At 51.2% G+C, this 26,101-nt stretch carries 16 protein-coding genes, 1 tRNA gene and 1 pseudogene; 12 read left to right on the forward strand and 6 right to left on the reverse strand.

What is annotated here, in order from left to right:
• The 9 genes and pseudogenes from HVX64_RS00525 to HVX64_RS00565 all read left to right on the forward strand — a co-directional run.
• Positions 1–3,069 carry a virulence factor SrfB gene (locus HVX64_RS00525; protein WP_046401685.1) on the forward strand — a complete coding sequence of 1,023 codons (3,069 nt, stop codon included), beginning with the start codon at positions 1–3 and terminating at the stop codon, positions 3,067–3,069.
• Positions 3,069–5,783 (forward strand): virulence factor SrfC family protein, encoded by a 2,715-nt coding sequence (locus HVX64_RS00530; RefSeq protein WP_044254427.1) that lies wholly within the window; start codon positions 3,069–3,071, stop codon positions 5,781–5,783. The genes HVX64_RS00525 and HVX64_RS00530 overlap by 1 nt, the downstream gene beginning before the upstream one ends.
• Positions 5,777–6,790, forward strand: a complete 1,014-nt coding sequence (locus HVX64_RS00535; RefSeq protein ID WP_052443878.1) for a hypothetical protein — start codon at positions 5,777–5,779, stop codon at positions 6,788–6,790. The genes HVX64_RS00530 and HVX64_RS00535 overlap by 7 nt, the downstream gene beginning before the upstream one ends.
• Entirely contained in the window at positions 6,787–8,748 is a 1,962-nt protein-coding gene (locus tag HVX64_RS00540) for a vWA domain-containing protein (protein WP_046401683.1), read from the forward strand. The genes HVX64_RS00535 and HVX64_RS00540 overlap by 4 nt, the downstream gene beginning before the upstream one ends.
• Positions 8,748–9,473 (forward strand): ABC transporter ATP-binding protein, encoded by a 726-nt coding sequence (locus HVX64_RS00545; protein ID WP_044254422.1) that lies wholly within the window; start codon positions 8,748–8,750, stop codon positions 9,471–9,473. Before HVX64_RS00540 ends, HVX64_RS00545 begins: the two co-directional genes overlap by 1 nt.
• Entirely contained in the window at positions 9,463–10,677 is a 1,215-nt protein-coding gene (locus tag HVX64_RS00550; RefSeq protein WP_077899761.1) for an ABC transporter permease, read from the forward strand. The genes HVX64_RS00545 and HVX64_RS00550 overlap by 11 nt, the downstream gene beginning before the upstream one ends.
• Positions 10,678–10,725: 48 nt before the next feature.
• Positions 10,726–12,294 carry an SUMF1/EgtB/PvdO family nonheme iron enzyme gene (locus tag HVX64_RS00555; RefSeq protein ID WP_073527533.1) on the forward strand — a complete coding sequence of 523 codons (1,569 nt, stop codon included), beginning with the start codon at positions 10,726–10,728 and terminating at the stop codon, positions 12,292–12,294.
• Between the two features lie 46 nt (positions 12,295–12,340).
• On the forward strand, positions 12,341–12,841 hold the full coding sequence (locus HVX64_RS00560) for a hypothetical protein (protein ID WP_044254410.1): 501 nt from the start codon (positions 12,341–12,343) through the stop codon (positions 12,839–12,841).
• 201 nt (positions 12,842–13,042) lie between these two features.
• A pseudogene (locus HVX64_RS00565) lies at positions 13,043–13,345 on the forward strand (transposase); the annotation flags it as partial.
• Positions 13,346–13,474: 129 nt separating this feature from the next.
• On the opposite strand, the gene HVX64_RS00570 reads toward HVX64_RS00565, so the two are convergent.
• Positions 13,475–14,689 carry an integrase arm-type DNA-binding domain-containing protein gene (locus HVX64_RS00570; protein WP_046401682.1) on the reverse strand — a complete coding sequence of 405 codons (1,215 nt, stop codon included), beginning with the start codon at positions 14,687–14,689 and terminating at the stop codon, positions 13,475–13,477.
• A 299-nt stretch (positions 14,690–14,988) separates the two neighbouring features.
• Positions 14,989–15,083 (reverse strand) — tRNA-Sec (locus HVX64_RS00575).
• A 289-nt stretch (positions 15,084–15,372) separates the two neighbouring features.
• Here HVX64_RS00575 and HVX64_RS00580 point away from each other — a divergent pair.
• Together HVX64_RS00580 and yicI are read left to right on the forward strand one after the other, a co-directional pair.
• The gene (locus tag HVX64_RS00580) at positions 15,373–16,755 is read left to right on the forward strand and encodes a glycoside-pentoside-hexuronide family transporter (RefSeq protein WP_042998653.1); all 1,383 of its coding nucleotides are present in this window, start codon (positions 15,373–15,375) and stop codon (positions 16,753–16,755) included.
• Between the two features lie 11 nt (positions 16,756–16,766).
• Positions 16,767–19,085, forward strand: a complete 2,319-nt coding sequence (gene yicI, locus HVX64_RS00585; protein ID WP_044254400.1) for an alpha-xylosidase — start codon at positions 16,767–16,769, stop codon at positions 19,083–19,085.
• On the opposite strand, the gene HVX64_RS00590 is transcribed toward yicI, so the two are convergent.
• Positions 19,082–20,257 (reverse strand): MFS transporter, encoded by a 1,176-nt coding sequence (locus tag HVX64_RS00590; protein ID WP_044254397.1) that lies wholly within the window; start codon positions 20,255–20,257, stop codon positions 19,082–19,084. The two genes, yicI and HVX64_RS00590, sit on opposite strands and share 4 nt — an antisense overlap.
• 97 nt (positions 20,258–20,354) lie before the next feature.
• On the opposite strand from HVX64_RS00590, the gene HVX64_RS00595 reads away from it, so the two are divergent.
• Positions 20,355–21,113, forward strand: coding sequence for a MurR/RpiR family transcriptional regulator (locus HVX64_RS00595; protein WP_042998650.1), 759 nt, complete (start codon positions 20,355–20,357; stop codon positions 21,111–21,113).
• On the opposite strand, the gene HVX64_RS00600 is transcribed toward HVX64_RS00595, so the two are convergent.
• From HVX64_RS00600 to HVX64_RS00610, 3 genes are all read right to left on the reverse strand, one after another.
• Positions 21,097–22,476, reverse strand: coding sequence for a glycoside hydrolase (locus tag HVX64_RS00600; protein WP_042998649.1), 1,380 nt, complete (start codon positions 22,474–22,476; stop codon positions 21,097–21,099). The genes HVX64_RS00595 and HVX64_RS00600 overlap by 17 nt on opposite strands.
• Before the next feature lie 12 nt (positions 22,477–22,488).
• On the reverse strand, positions 22,489–24,051 hold the full coding sequence (locus tag HVX64_RS00605; RefSeq protein ID WP_044254394.1) for a PTS transporter subunit EIIC: 1,563 nt from the start codon (positions 24,049–24,051) through the stop codon (positions 22,489–22,491).
• A 195-nt stretch (positions 24,052–24,246) separates the two neighbouring features.
• Entirely contained in the window at positions 24,247–25,980 is a 1,734-nt protein-coding gene (locus HVX64_RS00610; protein WP_044254391.1) for an AsmA family protein, read from the reverse strand.
• Between the last annotated feature and the right edge of the window lie 121 nt (positions 25,981–26,101).

Genomic DNA, 26,101 nt, shown 5'->3' on the forward strand with positions numbered 1-26,101 from the left:
ATGTTGCCTGAGATTGTATCTTTCGATCGTCAAATTACCCTCGTGGGTGACTCTGGGATCCAGTTTATGGATTTCGGATTGTCCCTTGGCCGCCTGCCTGCTGGCGAGTTTGTCAAATTAGCAAACGGTGTACTCACCCGTTTAATTTACAACGAGCAGCGCGATTACTATTTCTATCAGCCGACCCCCGATAACATCGAGAAGGCCAAAAGCCAGTACGATATCCCTGTTGAACAGAGCCTGAAGTTGTTCGACGGCATCTGGTTACCGCTTCCTTTGTTTCGCTTTAGCCCACCGAATGTGTACCAGGAGGGACCGCTAAACTGGGCTCGTTTTCGTTTAGTCAAACTACCAGAACCCGATTTAGATGGTCATAGCCATCGCATGACGCTGGCGATCGACACCCGTATTATGGCTAAACAGCAGGCTGCCGCTGACCTCAGCCCGAACCAGGAAGATGTGAATGCTGGGGCAACCTTCGCCGTCGCAACTGCAACCTATGCCCTAAATTGGTACCTGACGCAGGACTGGATAACCGACTGGCTCAAAGAAGTATTCAAAGAAGCGAGCAAAGGCCGGGATATCGACGAGCGTGAACAGGAACTTGCACAGCAATACCCGCTGGCACATTACCTGAACCTTCTGTCATTGATGGCGATTCCAGTCGAAGGTCTGCAAACCCAGACTGAACCCGTCATTGAACTGCCGCAGTTCAGGGTGATCGCCAATCGGGAAACCAATGCGATCAAACCCATCGCCGTCGACCTGATACTCGACGTGGGCAACTCGCGCACCTGTGGCATTCTTATTGAAGATCACGGGCAATCAGGTTCAGGCATGAGGCATAACTATGTGCTGAAACTACGTGATCTCAGTGCCCCCGAACATATCTATACCGATCCTTTTGAAAGCCGGGTCGAATTTTCGCAAGCCTTCTTCGGCAAAGATCACTGCTCTGTACGCAGCGGTCGCCACGATGCGTTCCAGTGGCCGACTATCGCACGTATTGGTGGTGAAGCCAGCCGTCTGGCGGCTCGTCGTAAAGGTAGTGAAGGTTCAACAGGCCTATCCAGCCCTAAACGCTATCTGTGGGATGAGAAGTTTTATGGTCAGGGTTGGCGTTTTAATGGCAGCTATGTGCAGGACAGCAATCCATTGGCAACGGCAGCACCGTTTGCCAATCTGATCGATGAAAGAGGCGAAGCCCTGCACACCATTGAAGATGAGATGGATCGCATCCCCGTCTTTACGCCACGCTACTCACGCAGTTCGCTGATGACCTTTATGCTGGCAGAAGTTCTGACCCAGGCCATTAGTCAGATTAACAGCCCGGAGCAGCGTATTCGCCAGGGACACGCTGGGATTCCGCGTCAGCTACGCCATATTATTCTGACGGTTCCGCCAGGTATGCCCATGGCTGAACGCTGTGTGCTGGATGAACGCATGCGTCAGGCTGTCGGCCTGGTGTGGAAATCGTTACGCTGGCACAACGGCGAGAACGATCCGTATGAGGACGTACAAGAAGAGCATACGGAAGCAAACATCAAGATCCCATTACCTGAAATCAGGGTGGAGTGGGACGAAGCCTCCTGTGCACAGTTGGTTTACCTGTATACCGAGATTAATCAGAACTTTGCCGGTCATCCGGAAGAGTTTTTCGACGCAATTGGCCGACCAGACCGTAGCGATCGTGAAAGTATCACTATCGCGTCAATTGATATTGGCGGCGGGACCACCGATCTGGTGATCACCGATTACCGCCTCGATCATAATGGGCACACTGGTGGTGGTACTAACGTACATATCATCCCTCACCAGCGCTTTCGCGACAGTTTTAAGATCGCAGGTGATGACATTTTGCTGGATGTTATTCAGTCATACGTTCTCCCCGCTTTTGAGCAAGCCCTGCGTGAAGCCGGTGTGATGTCCACTGAAACATTGATGTCCCAGTTGTGCGGATCGCAGAATATTAGCGCAGCCGAAGCCGTGCTTCGCCAACAACTGAGCCTGCAACTGTTCGTCCCGCTCGCATTACATATCCTGGGAACATACGAACATTACGATCCGCTTGATGAACAAACGCATACCCTGATTAACCAACGTGTCGGCGATTTGCTACCGGTGGGTTGTATTCGTGATGAAGTCGAAGGATTCGTGCGCCGGGAAGTTCAGAAAGCGGGAGGTCCGACCGACTTTAAGCTCGCGGATATCATGCTTAATCTGCCACTCGCCAAACTCCATGGCGATCTCTGTGCAGGTAAGTTCAGCATCGATAAAGTCCTGACTGCACTCTGTGAAGTGCTGTCTTATTATCATTGCGATCTGCTGCTACTCACCGGCCGGCCGTCTCAGTTACCTGGGATTCAGGCGATTATTCGTCGCAACCTTCCGTTACCGCCAGGGCGTATTCTGCCGTTACATGGTTATCAGACGGGTACCTGGTACCCGTTCCATAAAAACGGTCATATCGACGATCCAAAAAGTACGGCTTCAGTGGGTGCCATGCTCACGCAGTTGTGTGCAAACCACAGCATCCCTAACTTCCATTTCCGCACCTCAGAGCTGAAACCGTATTCAACGATTCGCCATATCGGCACCATTGATATGGATAACCTGATTCGCGATGCCGACATCGTTTATCAACATATCGAGTCTGAAAACGGGCAGATCAAGCTTCCGGCCATCACCGATGAAAATGGCGAGAAAACCACACAAAGCATCGTTATGCGTGGCGACCTGCGCTTAGGCTATCGCCAGTTGGATGCAGAACGCTGGACTGCAGCACCGCTGTATACCCTCCGTTTTAGCGAAGAAGGACGTAAAAAATTCTCTTCGGCTCAGTCCACGGATAATGGCTCCCCGTATCTCAAAGTCAGACTGACGATCGATAAGGGTAAACGAGCTCGTCAGCTTGGACTGATTAGCGATCGCCTGACGATCGCCGATGTCAGCAGCAACACCGATAAGTCATTTAGCAAACGTGATTTGGATCTGGAACTCAATACGATGCCCGACAGAGGGCTCATTGATAGCCGTCACTGGCTCGATAGCGGGAGTGTTAAAAAATAATGAATAGCGAACAAAAATCTCTCACTCAGGGTTGGGCTGCTATCGCTCAGGGATGCCTGGACGCACTCGGATGGGTCGACAACGTACGCCCCGGTTCACGTCGTTTAGACAACGAAGCAGACAAACTCAACTTGAGTTTGCTGCGTACGAGGAATCTGGCCAATAGCCTGACTCAGGTTGCCAAAACACCGATGACCGTCGGTTTTTTCGGTATTTCTCAGGCAGGGAAATCGTACCTCATTTCAGCGCTCGCTGCTGGTAGCAATGGGTCGCTGGAAGCACTCTACGGCGAAAGGCGTGTTGACTTTATCAAAGAGGTAAACCCTGTCGGCGGAGGTAAAGAAGCGACGGGGCTGGTCACTCGCTTTACCCGTCAGGCGCCTGCCGCGCCGGCTGGATACCCAGTGCCGTTGCGACTGTTCAGTGAAATCGATTTGGCTAAGATTCTGGCCAACGCCTGGTTTAACGACTTCAACCATGAGCAATTGAGCTATCAGCTTGACCAAAGCCGGGTTGAAGAGCACCTGCGCCCATTCTTGCAGCGTGCTGTGCAGGTTCAGGAATATAACGGCGTCAGCCAGGAAGATGTCGTCGCCTTGTGGGATTACCTTAACGCCTCCTTTAAAAAGTCAGTTGAGAAACTTGAACACGCCTGGTGGCCGCAGGTGTTGAAAATTGCCCCGACGTTGAGCCCAAATGATCGTGCAGAGCTCTTTTCCCTGTTGTGGGGAGAACAGCCAGCTCTCACCGAAACCTACCGTTCATTAGCCAATGTACTGGCGAAACTGAACCATACCCGGATGGTATTTGCCCCGCTGGAAACGCTGACTGACCATAGCAGCGGCAGCATCATGAACGTAGATAGCCTGAACAGGTTGGGCTCCAACCAGGATCGCAACGTTGAGATCCGTTATTGGAAAGAAGAACAACAAATTGGTAGCGCCAACTTAACGCAGGCGGAACTGGCGGCCTTAACCACAGAGCTGATTTTCCCTCTGGCAGAAGTTGAAACCAACAGCGTTGTAGAACAGGTTGATCTGCTCGACTTCCCTGGCTATCGCGGTCGTCTCAAGATCACCGCACTTGAACAGGCTGGCCGGGATGGACTTAACGCGATTTCGCAGCTCCTGCTTCGCGGAAAAGTTGCTTACCTGTTCGAACGCTATACCGATAACCAGGAAATGAATGCGCTTGTCGTATGCGCCAGCTCAGCCAAACAGAGCGACGTTGCTGATGTGGGCCCGGTATTAAACCGCTGGGTAGAGAAAACCCAGGGTAAGAGTGCCGAAGAGCGCGGGGGCCGCAACCCGGGTTTGTTCTGGGCAATCACCATGTGTGATATGCGTATCGTCAACAGCCTGCAACATACCGAAAGCCAGTTAAAAGAAGGCTGGGAAGGTATGATGCACATGACTTTATTGGAGCGTTTCTCGCACTATGAATGGCTTTCACAATGGGCACCCAACCAGCCTTTCAACAACTGTTTCCTGGTACGCAAACCCGGGCTTGATAACCCTTTCCTGAGGCTTGAAGGTGATGCCGGGCAGGAGAGACTCCAGGAAGTGGGTATCAGCGATCGTTACCGCGATGTACTCGATACCATGGGCAGCACCTTCGTCTGCGGAAAAAATGTGAATATGCACGTTGCAGAACCGAAAGCAGCCTGGCAGGCAATGCTCGAACTCAACGACGGTGGAATGTCGCGCCTGACGAAAGCACTGCGCGGCGTCGCCCATCTCGACTTCAAGCTAAAACGTTTACAGCAACAACTGCTGCAATGTCGCATGGAAACCGGCGATCAACGTCTTGGCCGGTGGTACGAAAAAGACGGTGATGGGCAGATTGTGAAAAAACAAGCAATTGCCAAAGAGTTATGGCAGGGCTTGTCTGCATGTTCCCACAGTATGGGGGAACTTATCGAACGCCTGGTTCTGCCGACTCAGGAGCTCAACAACATTTATTTGAGTATTCGCGACCTCGAGCAGGCGCCGCAAACCGAAGGCGAAAGCCCGACCATCAATGCTTTCGCAACCAGTCCGTTTGGTGGTAATCCGTTCGCTGATAACCCCTTTGCCAGCGATCCCTTTGCGACTACACCTGTTGAAACCGCCGTTGTTGATGCGCCAGCAACTGCCGCAGCGGAACGCGTAGGCCAGGATGACGATTTCGCGCATCAGGCCTTTAAAGCCTGGGTAGCCCATCTACGGGAGTTGCCGCAGCAACCGTTGCAGTGGCGTCAACTGGGCATGAGCAGTGAGCTGATTAATCAACTCAGCGAAGAGCTAATCACCGCCGCCACACGTTTGGATTTGGAAGGGACATTGAAACATGCCCTGGCGGGTCAAGAGCAGGCTGAAACAACTCGCGTACACATGCGAGCACGTCAGGTTTTACGCGCTCAACTGACCATACGTGATTTTATTGCCTGGTTTGGTTATCTCACCCTGCCAGCAGACAAGGTACCCAACAGCTATGTTGGCGAGAAAAACAAAGTGTTTCTGCGTCAGAAGCAGCTCGCTAACGATGAGTTGCCACAACTCGCCACCGTCGCACCACAGCCCGGCGTTTCCTATCTGGGTGACTGGCTTTCTGCTTTGATGAGCGTCGTCCTGGACAATGCGGGTCATAGCGCCACACGGGATATTTCCTTCGAACAGAATCGTCAACTTGGTCAGATTATCAGCCAATTGAAACAAGAGAACATGCCATGCTAGCTAAAATCATCGCCTGCCAGCCGGCAGAGCCAGGTACTGCACAATTGATGGTCCGCCTGCGTGGTGAAACCGCAATATTGACTAATCTGACCTTTACACTGTGCAATAACGAGCAGAACTACCTGCAACCCGATGGCAGTTGGAGCCCGGCGCAACACTGGTTTACCATGAACGGTGGTTATGCGTTAAATAATGGTAGCGGTTTTCGTATTGGCCCAACATTGCTTGACCCATTGCTGGCGACGGCAAGCCAGGTACAAATTCAGATCAAGCTGGATTCTGGAGAAACACGCAATACCACGTTACAGCTGGTGCGCGACGAACTGCTCTCTTCTGAAGCAAGAGGTGAAACAGGTAACTATAGCGGCAGCAGCATGCTGGCTACTCCAGAAGTTCCTTCTGAGCCCGTCATTGCAACAGAAACCGTTGTTGCCCCTGAACCTGTAGAGCCGGTAATTCATACTGAAGCGAGAACTCCGGCGAAATCGGGGTCCTCCCGCCTTCCTGTTATAGGCGCGGCAATACTGGCATTAGTCGTGATTGCTGGTGCGCTGTGGTGGTTTTTAGGCCGGGATAAATCACCGGAAGTCCCTCCCGTTGAACAAGCACAGCAAGAAACACCGGCGTCTGCATCCGCCGCCGCACCAGAGCCTGTCGCTCATAGCACCTGTTCTGCACAGGGTTTGAACAGCCAGAACGAGCTTGATTTCGTCCAGAGCTGCGTTCAGGAAAAACTCGACAGTGACAAACTACTGACCATTATCCAGGCCGCAAAAGAGGCTAAAAAATGTGGTGTTGCACAGCGTCTGTATGCTAACCGTGCCCAGGGTGGTGATACCAAAATCGCGCTCGTGTACGCAGGTGAATACGACCCGAAATACCACCAGCCAAGTGAATGTTTCAAAGCACCGGATAAAGATACTGCAGCATATTGGTACGAAACCGTTCTGCAAACGGAGCCTGACAACCAAACAGCCAAACAGCGCCTTGAGGAGCTAGGAAAATGACCTGGAATCCAATGAGTCGTCTGGCTCTGCCATTATGTGGTCTGTTGCTCAGCGGGCATGTATTTGCCGCTGATGGCGACAAACCTCTGCTCCAGGAAGGTAAGAAAACGTTATATCAACGTGTTCTCACTACCCCGGGCTGCAAACTTGGGACTGCCGCAGGTGATGATAAAGGTCAGCTACAGCCGGCCTTCAGTAGCCTGTATGTTTATCAAAAAGAAGATGCAAACGGCCAGAGCTGGCTTAAGGTCGGGCCGGATAGCTTTGGTAAAACTATAGGCTGGTTACCAAAGTCATGTACCGTCGACTGGAAAATGCAGCTCACATTGGCATTTACCAACCCGGCAAACCGTGACCGTTTGCTGTTCTTTAAAGAGAGAAAAAGCCTTGATGATATTCTCTCTGCCCCCGATCCCGTATCGCTGGTTGCCCCACTTCGCGCCAAGTTAAAACGGGATGGCCACGCCGAAGGTATTCAGGCTGAAGAGCCCGAATATTTTGTCGATCTGCAAAAGCAGTTTTATCTGCTGCCAATCCTGAGCGGTGAAGAGGTCATGACCGAAGATGGCTTCTATACACGCCTGCTTAACGTAGCCTCCGTCAGTAAAGCTGAAACGGATAAAAAACAAGAAGATAACGTAAATCAATTGAAAGGGTTTAACGCCTCAGTGGTCTTCGTTATTGACTCAACCATTTCAATGGGGCCTTACATTGAGCGCACCAAAGAAGCGGTTAATAAGATCTATGGCAAGATCAAACAAGAGCATCTGGATGGGCAGGTTAAGTTTGGGTTGATCTCATTTCGCTCGAATACCAAAGCCGTTCCGGGCCTTGAGTACCGCACAAAGATTTACGCAGATCCTAACCATGTGAAAGATGGTACGGATTTCCTGAAGAAAGTCGCTGATTTAAAAGAAGCGAAAGTCTCCAGTTCTCTGTATGACGAGGATGCGTATTCCGGCGTGCTATCAGCTATTGATGACATTGACTGGAGCCCGTTTGGCGCTCGTTACATGGTCCTGATTACCGATGCAGGTGCTATTGACGGTAGCAACAAGCTGTCAGGTACCGGTCTGGATGCCAGCCAGCTTCGCCTTGAGGCGGGTAACCGCGGTATTGCTATCTATACGCTGCACCTAAAAACATCAGGCGGCAAAGATAACCATGCCAAAGCCGAAAGCCAGTACCGCGATCTCTCCAATTTTGACAGCACCCAGTCCAACCTTTACCAGGCCGTAAATGCCGGTGATATCAAGATGTTTGGCCAGCAGGTAGATGCGCTAGCCTCCGCCATTACTGAGCAGGTTAAATCCGCTTACATGGGTGATGCTGCGATTGGTAGTGCGCTTTACGCGAAAGACGATGGACAGAAACTGACACCGGAACAAAAGCTGCTTCAGGATACGGCATTAATTGGACATGCCATGCAGTTGGCCTATCTGGGTAAGCGTAACAGCACACAAGCCCCGTTAGTCTTTCAGGCATGGATTAGCGACCGCGACCTGATTAAGCAAAACATTCCTACCACCGACGTTCGTGTTCTCTTGACCAAAGGTCAGCTAAGCGACTTAAGCGATGCTGTCAGCCAGATCCTTAAAGCAGCAAATGAGGGGATGATCTCACCGACCAAAATGTTTGAGCAACTGCGTACTGTTGCGGCAACCATGGGTGCTGATCCTAACCAGCTGAAACAACAGGACAATGCCCGCATTGGCGATCTGGGGGTGCTGGGAGAATATCTGGCCGATCTTCCCTATAAGAGCGATGTCCTGAACCTCGACGAAGAGACCTGGAAAAGCTGGGATGGATTGTCACAGGAGAAATTTATCCGCACGCTGTCATCTAAACTGCGTCATTACCAAAAATATAACGCCGATGTTGATCGCTGGGTTGAGCTGGCAAAAGGAAGCGATCCGCGCGATCGCGTTTATCCCATCCCGCTGGAAATGATGCCCTGATGCTGCGCATAGAAGAGTTGTGCGTTGTTCGTGGTCAGGGCAGTCATGCTCACCGGGTTTACCTGCCGCAGCTCACGCTGCGGTCAGGCCAGGTGGTCGCGGTCACAGGTGAAAGTGGATGTGGTAAAAGCACGCTACTGGAAGCCATCGGCTTATTACTGCAACCCAGTAAAATCGGGTGCTTCGAGCTGGACGAAGGTGCACAGCAATTTGATATCGCAACGCTGATACAGGATGAACAACATAATGAACTGGCGGGTATTCGCGCCCGCCAGCTTGGCTTTGTGTTGCAAAATGGGGGGTTGCTTCCCTATCTGAGCGTCAAAGATAACATCCTTCTGCCGTGCCAGTTGCTGGGATTACGCCCCGACAACGCGCTGCTGGACAGAGTAATCGATGCTCTCAAACTTGCGCCATTATTGGCTAAATATCCAACGCAGTTGTCGTTTGGTGAACGACAGAGAACCGCTTTCGCACGTGCGATATTGCACCGTCCAAAACTGGTACTGGCTGATGAACCAACAGCCGCACTTGATCCCTACAACGCAAAGAAATTATTTAGCCTGTTTATTGAGTTGGTCCGCCAGGAAGGCATGATGGCGCTGATTGTTTGCCACGACTGGCCACTGGTACAACATTTCAATTTACCCTGTTTAACTGCCCAGCCTGAACCGTTAGTGGCATCGTCGAAGCACGAACAGGGAGGAACCTATTTTGTCCTTTAACCGAGCCAGACTGCTGGGCCGCCTGGCTATGCAAGACCTGTGGCACGATCGCATCATTTCTTTTTGCATCGTCTCTTCTCTCGTCGCTGTCATCGCACCTTTATTACTTCTTTTCGGTTTGCGTTTTGGGATTGTGAACCAGCTGCAAGAAGATCTGGCCAGTGACCCTCGCAACCTGGAAATCCGTATGCTGAGTAGCGGCAGCTACAACCAAAACTGGATCGAAGAGTTACGGCAGCGACCCGATGTGGGTTTCGCCATCGGGCAAACGCGTTCGCTAAATACGCTTGCTGACCTGCAAACAGACAGCACACATTTCATTGAGAACGCTGAAGTTATTCCAACAGACTCAGGGGACCCTTTACTCAAGTCCCTTGAACTCCATCAGGAAAACGAGGTTGTCATTACTCAGGAAGCCGCACGTAAATTAGCGGTCAGTGTCGGTGATTCGCTCTCTTTGCGAGTAAGCAGAATGCTTGATGAACGCCGGGAATGGGGACGAAAAAGCGTTACCGTCGTGGGGATTTTGCCTGCGACCTATTTTAATCGTGCCGCGATCTTTACCCAGCCTTCGTTATTGCTGGCGCTTGAACATTTCCGCGATGGCTTTGCGGTAACCGGGTTGGGGATGGCCAGCGGTGCGCAGCTTGACGGTAAACCACCGCTCTACGCACGCGCCAGATTATACGCCCGCGATATTGATCAGGTTGCCAGCCTTGAGCGCGATCTCCGGGAACAGCGCATCGAAACCGCCAGCCGTCTGGCTGATATAGAAAATGTGAAAAGCATCAATCGGGTTTTGGGCATTATTTTTAATACCATTGCCGCCACTGCACTGGTTGGCTGTATTGCCTCACTTATTGGCTCATTTATCGCGAATGTTGACCGCAAACGTAAACATATTGCTGTCCTCCGCCTGCTCGGTTTTACCCGTCCCGCAGTGGGTGCCTATGTGATTTTTCAAGGCTGTCTTCTTAGTCTGGTGGCTTATATCGGCGGCTTTGCGATCTACCTTTTAGCCAGTCAGGTCTTTAACCAGGCGTTAGCGGGCAGTCAGGCAACAGATCAAATGATTTGTAAGATCACCCCGTTGCACGGCCTCGTCGCTCTGATACTCACCATTGTCGTGGCGACACTGGTCGCCGGCATTGGTGCCTGGCGCGCCATTAATATTGAACCTGCGCAGAGCCTGCGCGAGGCATAACCCATATTCCTACTTGCCCAAGGCATTTATCATTTGCGGAGAACGTTCATGACCCTTACCCCTTCCACATTATCACGCTGGCTGGCGCTGGCTCTGCTGGTGAAGATGTCGCCCGTGCTGGCCGAACCGTGGGCAGAGAAAATCTATAACCCCAAGCCGGATAGCGAAGATATTATTTTGCCCATGCCCTGTGAAGGTGCCATGGTATTCCGTCAGGTAGAGATCCCGGTCTCGGGCCCTCTGGATGATATGCCGATCACCTTAGGAGAAGATGGCGGAGAATGGGGGTTTGTTGAACACAGTTATCCAACCTTTATCGCCGGTAGCTTTACCGAAAGCAAAAAAAGCAAAGGTCGTTACTATTTGATGGCCAAATATGAACTGACAGCATTGCAATACCAGGCATTAACCAGCGGTACCTGCCCCACGCCATCACGTAAGTTAAGCATCGCAGAAACCAATATCAGTTGGTTCGATGCGGTAAATTTTGCCGATAAATATAACCAGTGGTTACGCACGAATGCTCTCGACAAATTACCGAAAGAGGATGGCAACCCTGGATTTTTACGCCTGCCCACTGAAGTAGAATGGGAATTTGCAGCACGCGGCGGCCTCAAGGTAAACAGTGCGGAATTCCGTGATTCCCACTACCCGATGGATGACATGAAAAATTATGAGTGGTATTCCGGTTCGCAGTCCTCTAACGGCAAAGTACAGCTTATTGGGCTGTTGAACCCTAACCCCCTCGGCCTACACGATATGCTGGGCAACGTCTCTGAGATGATGTTCACCCCGTTCTATCTCAATAAAATCAACAGACTTCACGGCCAGGCTGGTGGTTTTGTGGTTCGCGGAGGCAGCGTCATCTCGAATGAATCAGAGATCCGTAGCGCGACCCGTAAAGAAATTAACTACTACGATGAAGCCCATCCTTTCACCAGCAAAACCACCGGATTGCGTCTGGTTCTGGTCTCTCCGACCATTACATCAACAGACCGAGTGAAACAGCTGGAGAAAAATTGGGCTACTCTCGGTGCAGATAAACCGGGCATAGATAAGAGCAAAGACGCCCCCACAGACACCGCAAAAGCGCTGGGAAGCCTGGCATCAGGCGTTGAAGACACAGAGATGAAAAAGAAACTGAAGGATCTGGAAAATCAGCTCCGCGCCAGTAATCAGCAACAGCAGGAAGAACGGGCACAATCGATCCGCGCCAGCCTTAACCTCGGCTCCTTCCTTTGCACAAAATTGCAGGATGATGGCCGCTTTCTTGACTTCCTCAATCACAACTATGAATTGCTGTGTAAGGATAAAGATGACAGTGATAAAAATTGCGCGATCCGAAAAACAAAACTTGGCGAGCAAACAGATCGCCTGCAACAACTGACGAGTTACTACGCCAGTAGTCTGGTTGATTCAGCCACGCTTTATGGTCAGGAAGGTCTGAAACACGAAGTGACGGTTTTCGATCAAATGCTCACCCTGAACAAACGTCTTGCAGGTCTTAAGCCATTTCTCGCCGCGCACTGGCAGAATCAGCAAAAATATCTGGCAAACGGGAAAATTGATACCGCCGGGTGGCTGGATACTTGTAAGCAAATTAAAAGCGGAAATTAATCTCACACAACGATTAAACACACATGTTTATTAAGGAGTGAAGAACGTGAAGTTTAGCTTAAAAATTGCGGTACTAGTTTTAGGCTGTATTGCCGCCGCCCAGACATCTTTTGCCGAGACCTATAGTTCAGAGGATCAGGAACAATTAACTCTTGAGTGTCTGCTAACCAATAATAAATTTGCCAGCGCTTTTATTGCCCAGGATGCTGCCGGATATGCTCTGGGAACAGCATCTTCTCCTATTGCGGAGCTGAATCTTGTCACTAATCAGCCGGGAGTCACAGCGTATTACAGCGCAGAAACGATCGCCGGAGGATCTTTATATTGGATTCGCATCGTAAAAGGGGTCTATGAATATATTGTTTACGACAAAGAGCAACACGGTGATATGTCTGGCGTCGTCGTCACAAAAAATGGGAAAAAAGTATTCCACAAAGATTGTAAAGAACCAATCAAGGTAGGTACACAAAGCGACAGTAGTATCTTTAGCCGGGTGGCACAGGAAGATGCTGAAGGCGATCGTATTATCGACTTAATCAATAAGTAATATACGTGCGCCAGATCAGACAGGGGATATCGTAGGATATCCCTTGCAGAAATAGGTGTGATGTGAGCCTGTAATTTAAATTGTGTATCTGCCTATTTTTGATATGTTCACTCAATTAATGGAGATAGATAAATTATGGACGATAAGAAACTCAAAGCCCTTTCGGCTGAACTGGCTAAAGGTCTTAAAACCAAAGATGTCTGGGGAGATAAATTCCGCAAATTAGTAAAAGCTGGTGTGCGCACGGGGAATATCTCAATACGTTCTTCGGCTACCCAGCGGATATCCGCAAGGCCATTTACATGACCAACGCTATAGTATTGCTGAACAGCGTAATCCGACAGGCGATAAAGAAGCGTAAGGTGTTCCCAACAGATAACTCAGTACGAAAAGTGATTTATCTGGCGATCCTGGCTGCATCGAAAAAACGGAGTATGCCGATCCAGAACTGGCGGCTGGCGATGAACCGTTTTATTATTGAGTCGACTGAGCGATCACCTTTAATACGATGGCAGTTACACAGAATTACTGGCAGGCTCAAAATACCTTATGCCAGTAATTCGGAGCTTTTTAAAAAAATTTCATAAAGTTTTCAGCGGCCATCTAGCAGTAAAGATGGCTATCTTGCTTGTTTTATGCTGTCTTCTCAAATTTCCCTTCGACTATAATTCCACCTTTCCCCAACTCACTAATATAATTCGCATACCACTGCATCATCTCCCTACGCCCATCAAGATACTGCGCATGGTTATACGTCCCGCGAATCGCGTTCTTATCAACATGCGCAAGCTGCGTTTCAATCCATGCTGAGTTAAAACCCTGCTCATGTAGAATGGTGCTCATCGTGTGGCGGAAGCCATGCCCCGTCAGTCTGCCTTTATATCCCAACAACTCAATAACCTGATTGATGCTTTCCTTGCTGATAGGCTTGCGAGGATCGTTCCTGCCGATAAAGACCAGCGGGTGATGTTTTGATATCGGCTCAAGTTGCTTAAACAGTGCAATAACCTGCTCTGATAGCGGCACAATATGAGGCCGCTTCATCTTCATCACTTCTGCTGGGATCTCCCACAATTTTGTCTCAAAATCGATATCCTCCCAGCGTGCGAAACGTAATTCTTGCGTGCGTACACCGGTTAACATAATGATTTGAGTAGCTGTCTTCGTTATAATGCTACCGGTATAACCCGCCAGGTCGTTAAGGAAGTGAGGAAGTTCATTGGCCGTAAGGAAGGGGAAATGTACTTTTTTCGGCGTAGCTAACGCGCTGGCAAGGTCGGGGGCGGGGTTGTAGTCAGCTCTGCCAGTGACAATTGCATAGCGGAACACCTCGCCACAGCGCTGGCGGACCTTGCGCATTTTCTCCAGTGCTCCGCGTTTTTCCATTTTACGCAGGGCCTCCAGCAACTCCATTGGTTTGATTTCAGCAATAGAGCGCTTGCCGATGTAGGGAAAGATATCTTTTTCAAAGGTATCGATGATTTCATCACGATAACGTAATGACCAGCGATCGGATTTCGTTTGATGCCATTCGCGGGCAACGGCCTCGAAAGTGTTTTTCAAGCTCATTTGCTGAGCCACTTTCTCTTCTTTCTTTACTTCGCCCGGGTCGCTTCCAGCAGCGAGGATTTTTCTGGCTTCGCTGCGTTTTTCGCGTGCGTCGGCCAGCGAAACATCGGGGTATACGCCAATAGAAAGCATCTTTTCTTTACCAGCGAAGCGGTACTTTATACGCCAGTATTTAGAACCATTAGCGTTAATCAGCAGATACATACCGCCGCCATCAGCCAGCTTATAAGGCTTTTCTTTTGGCTTTGCGGTTTTCACTTTAACATCGGTTAGCGCCATGACATTCTCCGGCTTTTGATGAATCCATTCTCCTGTGGGGATTTCCGCCAGTAACTAATATGATACCCCCAATTAATCCCTTTTATAACAAATATGTCGTCAAAACCCATTGTTATAACTAACATTTTTGCCATTATGGGGGTGCTGTCATTTTAATGGTGAATAGTACCCCCTAATACACCCCCAAAAACCGCTTGATGCAGGTTGAAGTCGATTGACCTATGGATACAAGGAATACTTGATATATAAGGGATTACAAAGGGGGTTGTTGACTTCGGGATAGTTCAGTAGAAGCTAATTGGCGGAAGATCACAGGAGTCGAACCTGCCCGGGACCGCTGGCGGCCCCAACTGGATTTGAAGTCCAGCCGCCTCACCGGAGACGACGATCTTCCGCGCCTGCATTGCTACATGGAGGCGGGGCGCATTATAGCTACTTCCTGACGTTTCCACACCCCCTCACTCACTTTTTTAACTTCCCTTTCTTCTTACCATGATCGGTTTCATATAAATCCTCATAAATTCCTCTAGTTACATTTTCTCACATCTTCTGGCGCAACCGCGATCACAGAAAACAAGAATCGTAATTTAATAACGAGATATCGGAATATCCGTCGCTAGCGCGAATGGTTTACAAAAACGGTAACCGGTACCAGTGCGCATGAGAGCGCGAAAGGATGCGTTATGACTATTCATATTTTGTCTGTTAAGGAGAAGATTGGCTACGGGATGGGCGACGCTGCCAGTCATATCATTTTTGATAACGTCATGCTGTATATGATGTTTTTTTATACCGATATTTTCGGTATTCCCGCCGGTTTTGTCGGCACCATGTTTTTACTGGCGCGCGCGCTGGACGCCATTTCAGACCCGTGCATGGGACTGCTGGCGGATCGCACGCGTTCCCGTTGGGGCAAATTCCGTCCGTGGGTGCTGTTTGGCGCGCTGCCGTTTGGCCTTGTTTGCGTCCTGGCATACAGCACGCCGGACCTCAGCCTGAACGGTAAGATGATTTACGCTGCTATCACCTATACGCTGCTGACGCTGCTTTATACCGTGGTGAATATCCCGTATTGCGCACTGGGCGGGGTGATCACTAATGACCCCACGCAGCGTATTTCTCTGCAATCCTGGCGCTTTGTGCTGGCGACGGCGGGCGGGATGCTCTCGACCGTGCTGATGATGCCGCTGGTGAATCTCATTGGCGGTGATAACAAAGCGCTGGGATTTCAGGGTGGGATTGCAGTGCTGTCGGTAGTGGCATTCCTGATGCTGGCGTTTTGCTTCTTCACCACCAAAGAGCGTATCGAAGCGCCACCGAGCACAACCTCAATGCGCGAAGATCTCCGCGATATCTGGCAAAACGACCAGTGGCGGATTGTGGGTCTGCTGACCATCCTCAATATTCTCGCCGTCTGCGTACGCGGTGGCGCGATGATGTATTACGTCACCTGGATCCTGGGGACGCCGGAAGTATTCGTCGCCTTCCTGACCACCTACTGTGTTGGTAACCTGATTGGCTCCGCGCTGGCAAAACCCCTCACCGACTGGAAATGCAAAGTCAGCATCTTCTGGTGGACCAACGCGGCCCTGGCCGTGGTTAGCCTCGCGATGTTCTTTGTCCCGATGCAGGCCGACATCACCATGTTCGTCTTTATCTTCGTGATTGGCGTGTTGCACCAGCTGGTGACGCCGATCCAGTGGGTGATGATGTCCGATACCGTCGATTATGGCGAATGGTGCAACGGTAAACGTCTGACCGGTATCAGTTTTGCGGGCACCCTGTTCGTACTCAAACTGGGTCTGGCGCTCGGTGGCGCGCTTATTGGCTGGATGCTGGCAGGCGGTGGCTACGACGCGGCGGCGAAAACGCAGAACAACGCCACCATCAACATCATTATTGCCCTGTTCACAATCGTCCCGGCCATCTGCTATCTGCTGAGTGCCGTGATTGCCAAACGCTTCTACACCCTGAAAACGCCTTACCTGAGAAACATCCTCGACCAACTGGCACAGGGCGCGCGTCGCAATCAGCAGGAATTTACGCATAACGAATTTCAGAACTAAAGGAACAGAGTATGAAGATTAGCGACGGAAACTGGCTGATTCAGCCTGGCCTTAATTTACTTCATCCAGTCCAGGTGTTTGATGTGGAACAGCACGGTAACGAACTGGTGGTTTATGCCGCGCCGCGTGATGTCCGAGAACGCACCTGGCAACTGGATACTCCGCTCTTTACATTGCGTTTCTCTTCGCCGCAGGAAGGGATTGTGGGCGTGCGTATGGAACACTTTCAGGGGGCGCTGGATAACGGTCCGCATTACCCGCTCAATGTTTTACAGGACGTGAAGGTCGATATCCAAAACACCGCTGAGGTTGCTGAGCTGAAAAGCGGTAACTTAAGCGTGCGCGTCACTAAAGGTGAGTGCTGGTCGCTGGATTTCCTGCGTAACGGTGTGCGCATTACCGGTAGTCAGTTGAAGAACAACGGCTATGTGCAGGACACCACCACCCAGCGGAACTACATGTTCGAGCGCCTGGATCTGGGCGTCGGCGAGACGGTTTACGGTCTGGGCGAGCGCTTTACCGCGCTGGTGCGTAATGGTCAGACGGTAGAAACCTGGAACCGCGATGGCGGCACCAGCACCGAACAATCCTATAAGAACATCCCGTTTTATATGACCAACCGTGGCTATGGCGTGCTGGTCAACCATCCACAGTGCGTCTCGTTTGAAGTCGGTTCGGAGAAAGTGTCGAAAGTGCAGTTCAGCGTCGAGGGCGAATATCTCGAATATTTCGTGATCGACGGTCCGACGCCGAAAGAAGTGTTGAACCGCTATACCCGCTTCACGGGGCGTCCGGCGTTGCCGCCTGCCTGGTCGTTTGGCCTGTGGCTGACCACTTCGTTCACCACCAACTACGATGAAGCGACGGTAAACCGCTTTATCGACGGCATGGCTGAGCGCAATCTGCCGCTGCACGTCTTCCACTTTGACTGCTTCTGGATGAAGGCTTTTCAGTGGTGCGACTTCGAATGGGATCCGGTGACGTTCCCCGACCCGGAAGGAATGATTCGTCGGTTGAAGGAGAAAGGGCTGAAGGTCTGCGTATGGATCAACCCGTACATCGGACAGAAATCGCCGATTTTCAAGGAGCTGAAAGAGAAAGGCTACCTGCTGAAACGTCCGGACGGTTCCCTGTGGCAATGGGATAAATGGCAACCGGGGCTGGCGATTTATGACTTCACCAATCCGCAGGCCTGTGAATGGTATGCCAATAAACTGAAAGGTCTGGTGGATATCGGTGTTGACTGCTTCAAGACCGACTTCGGCGAGCGTATCCCGACCGATGTGCAATGGTTTGATGGTTCCGATCCGCAGAAAATGCACAACCATTATGCCTACATCTACAACGAACTGGTGTGGAACGTGCTGAAAGAGACCGTTGGCGAAAAAGAGGCGGTGCTGTTCGCCCGATCCGCATCGGTGGGCGCACAGCAGTTTCCGGTACACTGGGGCGGCGACTGCTACGCCAACTATGAGTCAATGGCGGAAAGCCTGCGCGGCGGCCTGTCCATCGGCTTGTCCGGTTTTGGCTTCTGGAGCCACGATATCGGCGGCTTCGAAAACACCGCGCCGGCACACGTTTATAAACGCTGGTGTGCGTTTGGTCTGCTCTCCAGTCACAGTCGCCTGCACGGCAGCAAATCCTATCGTGTGCCCTGGGCGTATGATGAGGAATCCTGCGATGTGGTGCGCTTCTTCACCGAGCAGAAGTGCCGCATGATGCCGTACCTGTACCGTGAAGCGGCTCGTGCACACGAGCGGGGCACGCCAATGATGCGCGCCATGATGCTGGAGTTCCCGGACGATCCGGCATGCGATTATCTCGATCGCCAGTATATGCTAGGGGATTCAGTGATGGTGGCGCCTGTATTCTCGGAAACGGGGAAGGTGCAGTTTTACTTGCCGGAAGGACGCTGGACGCATCTGTGGCACAATGACGTCGTACAGGGCAGCCGCTGGTACAAACAGCAGCATGACTTCCTGAGTCTGCCAGTGTATGTGCGTGACAACACCCTGTTGGCGCTGGGCCGTAATAATCAGAAACCAGATTACGCGTGGAACGAAGGCACTGCCTTCCAGTTGTTCGCGCTCGAGGAGGGACGTGAAGCCGTGTGCGACGTCCCTGCTGCTGACGGTTCGGTTATCTTTACGCTGACTGCTAAGCGCAATGGCAACACCCTCACCGTGACGGGCAAGGGGGATGCGCACGACTGGACGTTGTGCCTGCGTAACATCGCGCAGATTAGCGGTATTCGCGGCGCTTCACACCGGGGAAGCGAACTGGGCGTGATGGTGACGCCGCAAAGTCATGAGATCGTCATTTCGCTTTAAGTTGATGTACCGAGGGGGTGGAGGTTCAGCCGCCCCCACAGCGCCAGCAGCAGATACAACGCGACCGGTAATAGAAAGCTGAACCGGAGGTTGAGTCCATCAATACAAGCAGCCTGCAGTAAGGGTATAACCGCACCACCAATCCCGGCCATCACCATTGCTGCGGCAGAAATATTGGCGATCGCCGGATTTTTGTTGATGGTGTGCCCGAAGATAATCGGATAGAGAATTGAGTTTCCTAAACCGGTCAGGATAAGCAGATAACCGCCAGTGGTATTGTTCAGCCATATCGCCATCATCACCGCCGTTGCACAGGCCAGCGTCGCCATCAGAAACGGCGTGTAATTGCCTGTTTTGTCGGCGAGAAAACCATAAAGAAAACGACCCGCCAGCGCACCTCCCCAGTAAAAAGAGACCAGCGACATCGCAACAGTAGTGCTCCAGCCGCCGATGGTGATGAGATATTTTACCAGACTGGTCGCAAGGCTCACTTCGACGCCGACATAGATAAAAATCGCCGCCACACTGAATAACAGTTCTCTGTTCTTCCAGGCGTTATACGTTCCTGACGCGGCTTTTCCCGGGCGCGCCACATCCGGCAGGCGGATCCAGAAAACCCCTGCAATCAATGCCAGCGAAAAGCAGGCGAGGCAAAGCCAGAGCGCACTGATAGGTTCTTCACGCGCCAGGATATCGATAGGGGAAAACGCCAGGAGGAGCGCAACCAGCATGGGCGCCAGCGTGGTTCCCAGCGAATTAACCGCAGAGGCCAGACACAGATTGCCAATGCGTTTGTGCGGTGCGCTGAGCAATGTCAGATAGGGATTCGCGACAACCTGCATCGCCGCCACGCCCGTCGCCACGACAAACATCGCCAACAGTGACAGGGCGAAGGAATCCAGCTGCAACGCCAGAGCGAACAGCAGGCATCCCGCAACCGACAACGTTAACGACAGCAGCAACACCTTACGGTACCCCTGGCGTTCAATCAGCATTGAACAGGGCAGACAGGTCAGAAAAGGGGCCACGTAAAAAATAACGGTAATGAAAATAGACTGCGACCACGACAGATGGAAATACTGATAGAAAAAGATGATCAGCACGCTGTTAATGGCGGTTATATTGCCCCATAAGAAAAATATCATGGCGAGTAATGTCAGATTTTTATTCATTTCTTTTTTTAATATGAAATTGTGATGAAGTGACCTGTTGCACAGACCGTTTACTTTAAAAAATGATAAATTTATTCTGCACTCACAGGAGCAGAAAATGGAACTGGAAAATGTATTTCGTGATGTAAAATTAAGTAAGACAGAAGTTACCGTACTGCGCTTTATTCAGAATAATCCAGAGCAATGCATTCGTGAGGGTATTCGCACCGTCGCGGAACACTGTTACAGCAATCCGTCATCGCTGGTCCGTCTGGCGAAAAAGCTCAAATTTAGCGGCTGGCTGGAGCTGGTGTATTTCATTAAATTTAATATCACAATGCCAAAACTTGATGTGACCAATGATATTAACTTTATGAATGTCCAGCCAACCGAAAACCTCGCGTTGCTATTAAATCGTCTGCAGCACGACCGTATTCTTATTCATGGCAGCGGTTTCTCACAACTGATTGCGCAATATATTTATAATAAATTCCTGGTGATTGGCGTGAATGCCAGCCTGGCACTTTGGCCGGACTACGAAATACTGGAACAAAAAACGGCTGCAAAATTCGATTCTATCTGGCTGGTGTCTAAATCTGGTCGCAGCAGTTCGGCATTAAATTGGGTCAAGGCGCTGGAAGGTAAAAATACCGACCTTGTCTGCTTTACCGGTGACTATCAAAGCCCCCTGGCCCAGGCGGCAAACACCGCCGTCATCATTCACGATCCGCAAAAGTTTGATGATGATATCTACTGGAGCAACCCTTTCTTTGGTTACTGCATCCTGGGATTCGAACATTTGCTGAAGCTCTGGTTTATGCAAAATCCGGGCGGGGCGCCACTCGACGCCCCGGGAACGATCATTTCCAGTCGCTAAACTGTGCTTCGTCGAGATACTCGCCAACCAACTTTTCGGCCAACGACCAGGAGCCAATCAGCGGATGCGCCATTAATGCGCGGATTGCCAGAAATTTATCTTTGCGCATGATGGCTTCCACTGCCAGACGCTCGTACTCTTTCACGCAGGAGATCATGTTTTTCTGCGCGTCCGGTACGTGGATCGGCGTCACCGGTTTCAGCCCCTCTTTGCTCAGATCACAGCTGATCTCAATGACATCATCCGGGCGTAAGAAATCCAGCGTGCCATTGTTTTGCAGTGAGACAACGATGCGTTTGCTGGTGGCGCTGTTCACGGCTTCGAGAATATCCAGCGCCACCCCTGCGTAACCGCCGCTATCCGGTTCTTCAATAAACTGTTGCAGCGTTAGCGGCGTGCGGGTGTTGAATTTTTCCTGATGCGACTCACTCTGCATATAGCTATTTTCGCGGCGCAGATAGTGTTTCATCCAGATATCGAATGCGGCTTCCGGGTTTGCCTGCGCATCCACATTCTGCAGTTCCTCGCGCATTTCCTTGTTGATCCGCGCGATAGCTTCACCGCGCGTTTCCGGTGCATCCTGAATCGCTTTCAGCGCCACTTCGCGATAGTAGTAGTAATAGAGATATTCATTCAGTAATTGCTTGTCGCAAAGCTGAACCAGCACCGGTGAGAAGTACTGCATCGCCGTTTTGCTGTACAGTGCCGGGTTGCTCACCAGTTTGTCGGTGACGTCCTCACCCTTCACGGTGAAATGGGTAAACCACGAGAAGTGGTTCAGACCATAGCACTCCACTTTCAAATCCGCTTCGTCGCAGTTGAGGATGGCAGGCAGTTCGCGAATCAACTCTGAAGGGGCATCGCAAATGCCATAAACCCGACGTTTGAACCCGGATTTAATGATCGCCTCGGTAACCAGTCCGGAAGGGTTAGTAAAGTTGAACAGAATGGCATCGGGTGCGGCATGTTCTTCAATCAGACGGCAGTAATTAAGAATGGCGGGAATCGACCGCATCGCCATCGCAAAACCACCCGCCCCGGTGGTTTCCTGACCTAATGTGTTATGGTTGAGCGCGATACGTTCATCGCGCACACGGCTTTCATCGCCGCCGACGCGTAGCGTAGTGATGACATAATTGCTGTTCTTTAACGCGGATACCGGATCCGTCGTCAGGCTGAAACGAATATCAGGTCGAATCGTGGCAAAAACATAACGGGCGATTTCGCCGAAAATTTTCAGGTTCTCTTCTGCGTTATCGAGGAACACCACTTCCTGTAAACCAATACGATGCGCATTATAGGCCAGAGATTTCGCCAGGAACGCGGAACGAACGCCGCCCCCGCCTAATACGGTTAATTTCATAACAACTCCTGATTAATTATTTGCCAGCCAGTTATCTACCCGGGCTCGAACCTGTCCAACCCTCACACCGTAAATAACCTGAACTTCATTTTGATTACGCACTACGCCATTGGCGCCGGTACTTTTTAATAAGGCTTCATCAATTTTGTCAGGATGATGGAGCGCGACGCGTAATCGGGTAAAACAGTTATCAACAGAAATAATGTTCTCTTTGCCGCCTAAGCCTTTAATGATCTCATCGGTGACGGCCTGACCTGCTTTGGCCTTTTTATTGCGGTAATCTTCTTTACTGTAGAGTTTCACTTCGCCGTCATCTTCGCGCCCTGGTGTTTTCAGGTTCAGCCTGATGACCAGCGTACGGAAAATGACGTAGTACGCGGCGAATTGCCCGATACCGATTAGAACGTATAGCGGCCAGCGAGTGAGGGCTGCCGGCAACGGCAGGTTATATATCAGAAACTCAATGAGTCCGGACGCGCCCCACGGACGAACCGTCAGCAGATCGCAAATTGCCTGAGAGGCGGCGGTCAGAGTGGCGTGAATCAGCCATAACAGCGGCGAAATAAATAAGAATGTAAATTCAATCGGTTCGGTAATTCCGGTGAGGATAGAGGTAATAATAGCGGGCAACAGAATCGCCTTCGCCATCATTTTCTTCTCCGGCGTGGCGGTGTGGTAAAACGCCAGCGCTGCACCGGAGAGACCAAAGATTGTCGTCATGCCCTGCTGGGAAAAGCGTAGTGCTTCGTTCATTACCGGGGTGAGATCCGGATGGCGCATGTAGGCCAGGAAGATGGCTTGCGTCCCGGAGACCACCTGCCCGTCAACGTTCAGAGTGCCGCCAATCTGGGTCAACTGGAAGGGAGACCAGACAAAGTGGTGCAGCCCTGTTGGGATCAGGAATTTTTCAAAAAAGCCGTACACGAAGACGCCTGCCACCCCGGCGTTTTTCATGAAACTGGTTAATGCCGCGATGCCGTGCGTGATGAACGGCCAGAACCAGGTAAAGGCAATGGCGTAAAAAAGGATCACCGGCGTCATGGCGATTAAGGTCAGTTTTGCGCCGCCGTACATCGAGAGTGCGCCCGGCAACTCTATTTCAGAGACTTTATTATGGACCCAGGCAATGGTGCAGCCGAGAATAATCCCTAAAAAGATCCCCATATCAACAACGACAAAACCTAAAATTTGCGTTTGTCCGGTGCCATAATATTCGCCATTGACCTTTTCAGCGATGCCGTGAGTATATTCCAGCCAGGAGTGATTGGCGCCCAAAAACATAATAAAGCACATGACGGCAACCAGCGCGACTTCGGTTTTTTTATCTTTCGCCAGACCATAGCTGATGCCGACACAGAAAAGCAGTCCCAGGTTGCCAAATAATGGCCAGAAGGTATCACCGAGGAGTTGACCTATTTGATGTAAAAAGCTGGTTTCGGAAATAAGTGTCGGGTTAGTTAATATTGAACTTAATGCCAGGATTAAGCCAATAACAGGTAAGAACAAGACCGCCCCGATCATTGCTCTGGAGAATCTTTGCATATCCGCCAGAATACGTTGACGTATTACAGACATGGCTATTCCTTTATTTTATGTAGGGTGTTTGTAATTATTAAATAAGACTTCCAACGTAATTGTTATAACAACTCCCGGCGGGGATGAAAACCTGTTGCGGAAAATAGGCACAAATAGCCGATAAATGAATACCTGTTTCGCTTTCAGACAGAGAACGCTCCCGGATAATGAATATCCGGGAGCGCTAAGGAGAGATTATGGCGTAACGGGCGCGGGGGAAACGGGGGCCGGTTCGGTCGACGTCACTTCACCCGCGGAGACGACTCCGGCCTGCATGGTTTGCGTGACCTGCTGTTTATTCGCATTCACGGCGTGCAATTGCCCATTCACTGTGGGCTTGAGCGGCGCGTCTGCCTGCACCGTTCCGCTGGCTGTCAGCTGAATATTACCGTCACCGACGATCGGCAGTGCCGGCCAGCCCCATTGCTGTAGAACGTTCACCGGGACACCGCGGCCATTCAGGCTGATTTGTGTCTGGCGCGGCGGTAACTGTGACACGCTGGCGGTCGCTTCCAGAATCCCTCTTTCCGCAAAAGCGCTCAGTTCGCTGATATTCACCGTGTTGGCGTTGGCAGCTAAAGACAAGGAGGGGCGGCGCACGTCAACGCGGTTGAAGGTGGCGGCGGCGGCATTCAGGGTCGCGTTTCCGCTCCAGACGCCCCATTTCTGGTTCTGGACCAGCCCCAGATTCGCGCCATAACCATCCAGCGCGGTCAACTGCCACGGGAATGTCGGGTCGATATCAATCACCAGGTTGCGGCTGGCAGTAAATTTCTTCAGCGTCAGGCTGTTCAGCCATGTCGGCAGCGGTTGCATCCAGCGCTGTTTCCAGTTTTCCGGCAGGGTGTACTCGATGCCCGCGATGGCTGCGTCATCGAGGATAAGGGCTTTACCTTCCCGCAGCCAGTTGCCGGAAGTCCTGACCATTCCGCCTTCCCAGCGGGTAGTGAACTGGCGCAGCGCGATACCTTGCGGCGAAAACTCGGCATTCAGAATAGGGTCGAACAGATGCAACGAGCCAAAAATGAACTCGCTGGCATTCATCGACAATTTGCCTTCCTGCGTCTGCCAGTCGTCCTTGCTGAAGGTCAGATTGCGCAAACTAAGGTCAAGGTCAGTGACTGCCCAGTCTGGTCCCTGTAGACGCGCGTCAGTGACCTCAAGGCGATTAATCTGTAGCGATGGAATGGCGTTCAGCGGCGCGAAAAAGTCGGCCAGCGATTTATCGCTTTGCAGTCGGATGTCGTTCAGCCGCAGATTCTCCACCATCCAACTGCCATCAGCATGGCGTTTTGCCACACCGGTTAACGCACCGCGCGCGATATCTGCGCCGATAGTGCTTAATGTCACCTGTTCGTTATCGATACTGCCTTCAATCAGTACGTTAGCAGCAGGAACGTCATTTAGTGTCAGAGAACCCGCGCTGAGCTGAATCTGCGCTTTGCTGCCGAGCACTTTACCGGCTTCGGGCAGCCAGGGAATGATGCCACCATTAACCCGCTGAGCGCTCAGATCCCACTCGCTGCCCGGGCTATTAAGCGCCATATCCTGCAACTGCAGGCGGTCAGACTGAAAGGGGAGCGGTGCCGTCTGAGGCGAAATATTAAGGGTACCGTTTTGAAGCAGGATCGTATCGACATGCCGTGGATGTGTCAGTTGGCGAGTACTCAGCCCAATATCGACCGCTTTTGCCACGAGCGTGGCTGGTTGACCATCACGCCCAAAGGTGACGTTTTTCAGCAGGATATGTGAAGGAGAAGAAAAACGATGGTCCATCGCCTCAAAGGATAACTGATAGTCGCTGTGCTCAGATATCCAGGCACTGATGTGTTCTGCGCCCCAGCGCGTTTGCAGCAGGAAATAGAGGCCGAGAATCACCACCAGAAGGGCGATCAGCACATAGAGAATCAGCTTTCCAATAAATTTCATGGTCTTCCATCCTGCGAAGGGCACATAGTTGAGTTATGCACGATTTACGCGCAATCCTCAAGGCAGGAATCGTGAAAGAGTATGATAGCGACGGTGAATTTGAATCACCGTCGCATAGCCT

The organism is Citrobacter sp. RHB20-C16, from assembly GCF_013890155.1.
In the GTDB taxonomy this organism is placed as follows: domain Bacteria; phylum Pseudomonadota; class Gammaproteobacteria; order Enterobacterales; family Enterobacteriaceae; genus Citrobacter_A; species Citrobacter_A amalonaticus.

Coding starts and splice junctions, on each gene's coding strand:
- HVX64_RS00605 (WP_044254394.1), bottom strand. CDS start 24,051: ATGTCTGTAATACGTCAACGTATTCTGGCGGATATGCAAAGATTCTCC.
- yicI (WP_044254400.1), top strand. CDS start 16,767: ATGAAGATTAGCGACGGAAACTGGCTGATTCAGCCTGGCCTTAATTTA.
- HVX64_RS00545 (WP_044254422.1), top strand. CDS start 8,748: ATGCTGCGCATAGAAGAGTTGTGCGTTGTTCGTGGTCAGGGCAGTCAT.
- HVX64_RS00535 (WP_052443878.1), top strand. CDS start 5,777: ATGCTAGCTAAAATCATCGCCTGCCAGCCGGCAGAGCCAGGTACTGCA.
- HVX64_RS00540 (WP_046401683.1), top strand. CDS start 6,787: ATGACCTGGAATCCAATGAGTCGTCTGGCTCTGCCATTATGTGGTCTG.
- HVX64_RS00555 (WP_073527533.1), top strand. CDS start 10,726: ATGACCCTTACCCCTTCCACATTATCACGCTGGCTGGCGCTGGCTCTG.
- HVX64_RS00610 (WP_044254391.1), bottom strand. CDS start 25,980: ATGAAATTTATTGGAAAGCTGATTCTCTATGTGCTGATCGCCCTTCTG.
- HVX64_RS00580 (WP_042998653.1), top strand. CDS start 15,373: ATGACTATTCATATTTTGTCTGTTAAGGAGAAGATTGGCTACGGGATG.
- HVX64_RS00600 (WP_042998649.1), bottom strand. CDS start 22,476: ATGAAATTAACCGTATTAGGCGGGGGCGGCGTTCGTTCCGCGTTCCTG.
- HVX64_RS00530 (WP_044254427.1), top strand. CDS start 3,069: ATGAATAGCGAACAAAAATCTCTCACTCAGGGTTGGGCTGCTATCGCT.
- HVX64_RS00595 (WP_042998650.1), top strand. CDS start 20,355: ATGGAACTGGAAAATGTATTTCGTGATGTAAAATTAAGTAAGACAGAA.
- HVX64_RS00570 (WP_046401682.1), bottom strand. CDS start 14,689: ATGGCGCTAACCGATGTTAAAGTGAAAACCGCAAAGCCAAAAGAAAAG.
- HVX64_RS00590 (WP_044254397.1), bottom strand. CDS start 20,257: ATGAATAAAAATCTGACATTACTCGCCATGATATTTTTCTTATGGGGC.
- HVX64_RS00525 (WP_046401685.1), top strand. CDS start 1: ATGTTGCCTGAGATTGTATCTTTCGATCGTCAAATTACCCTCGTGGGT.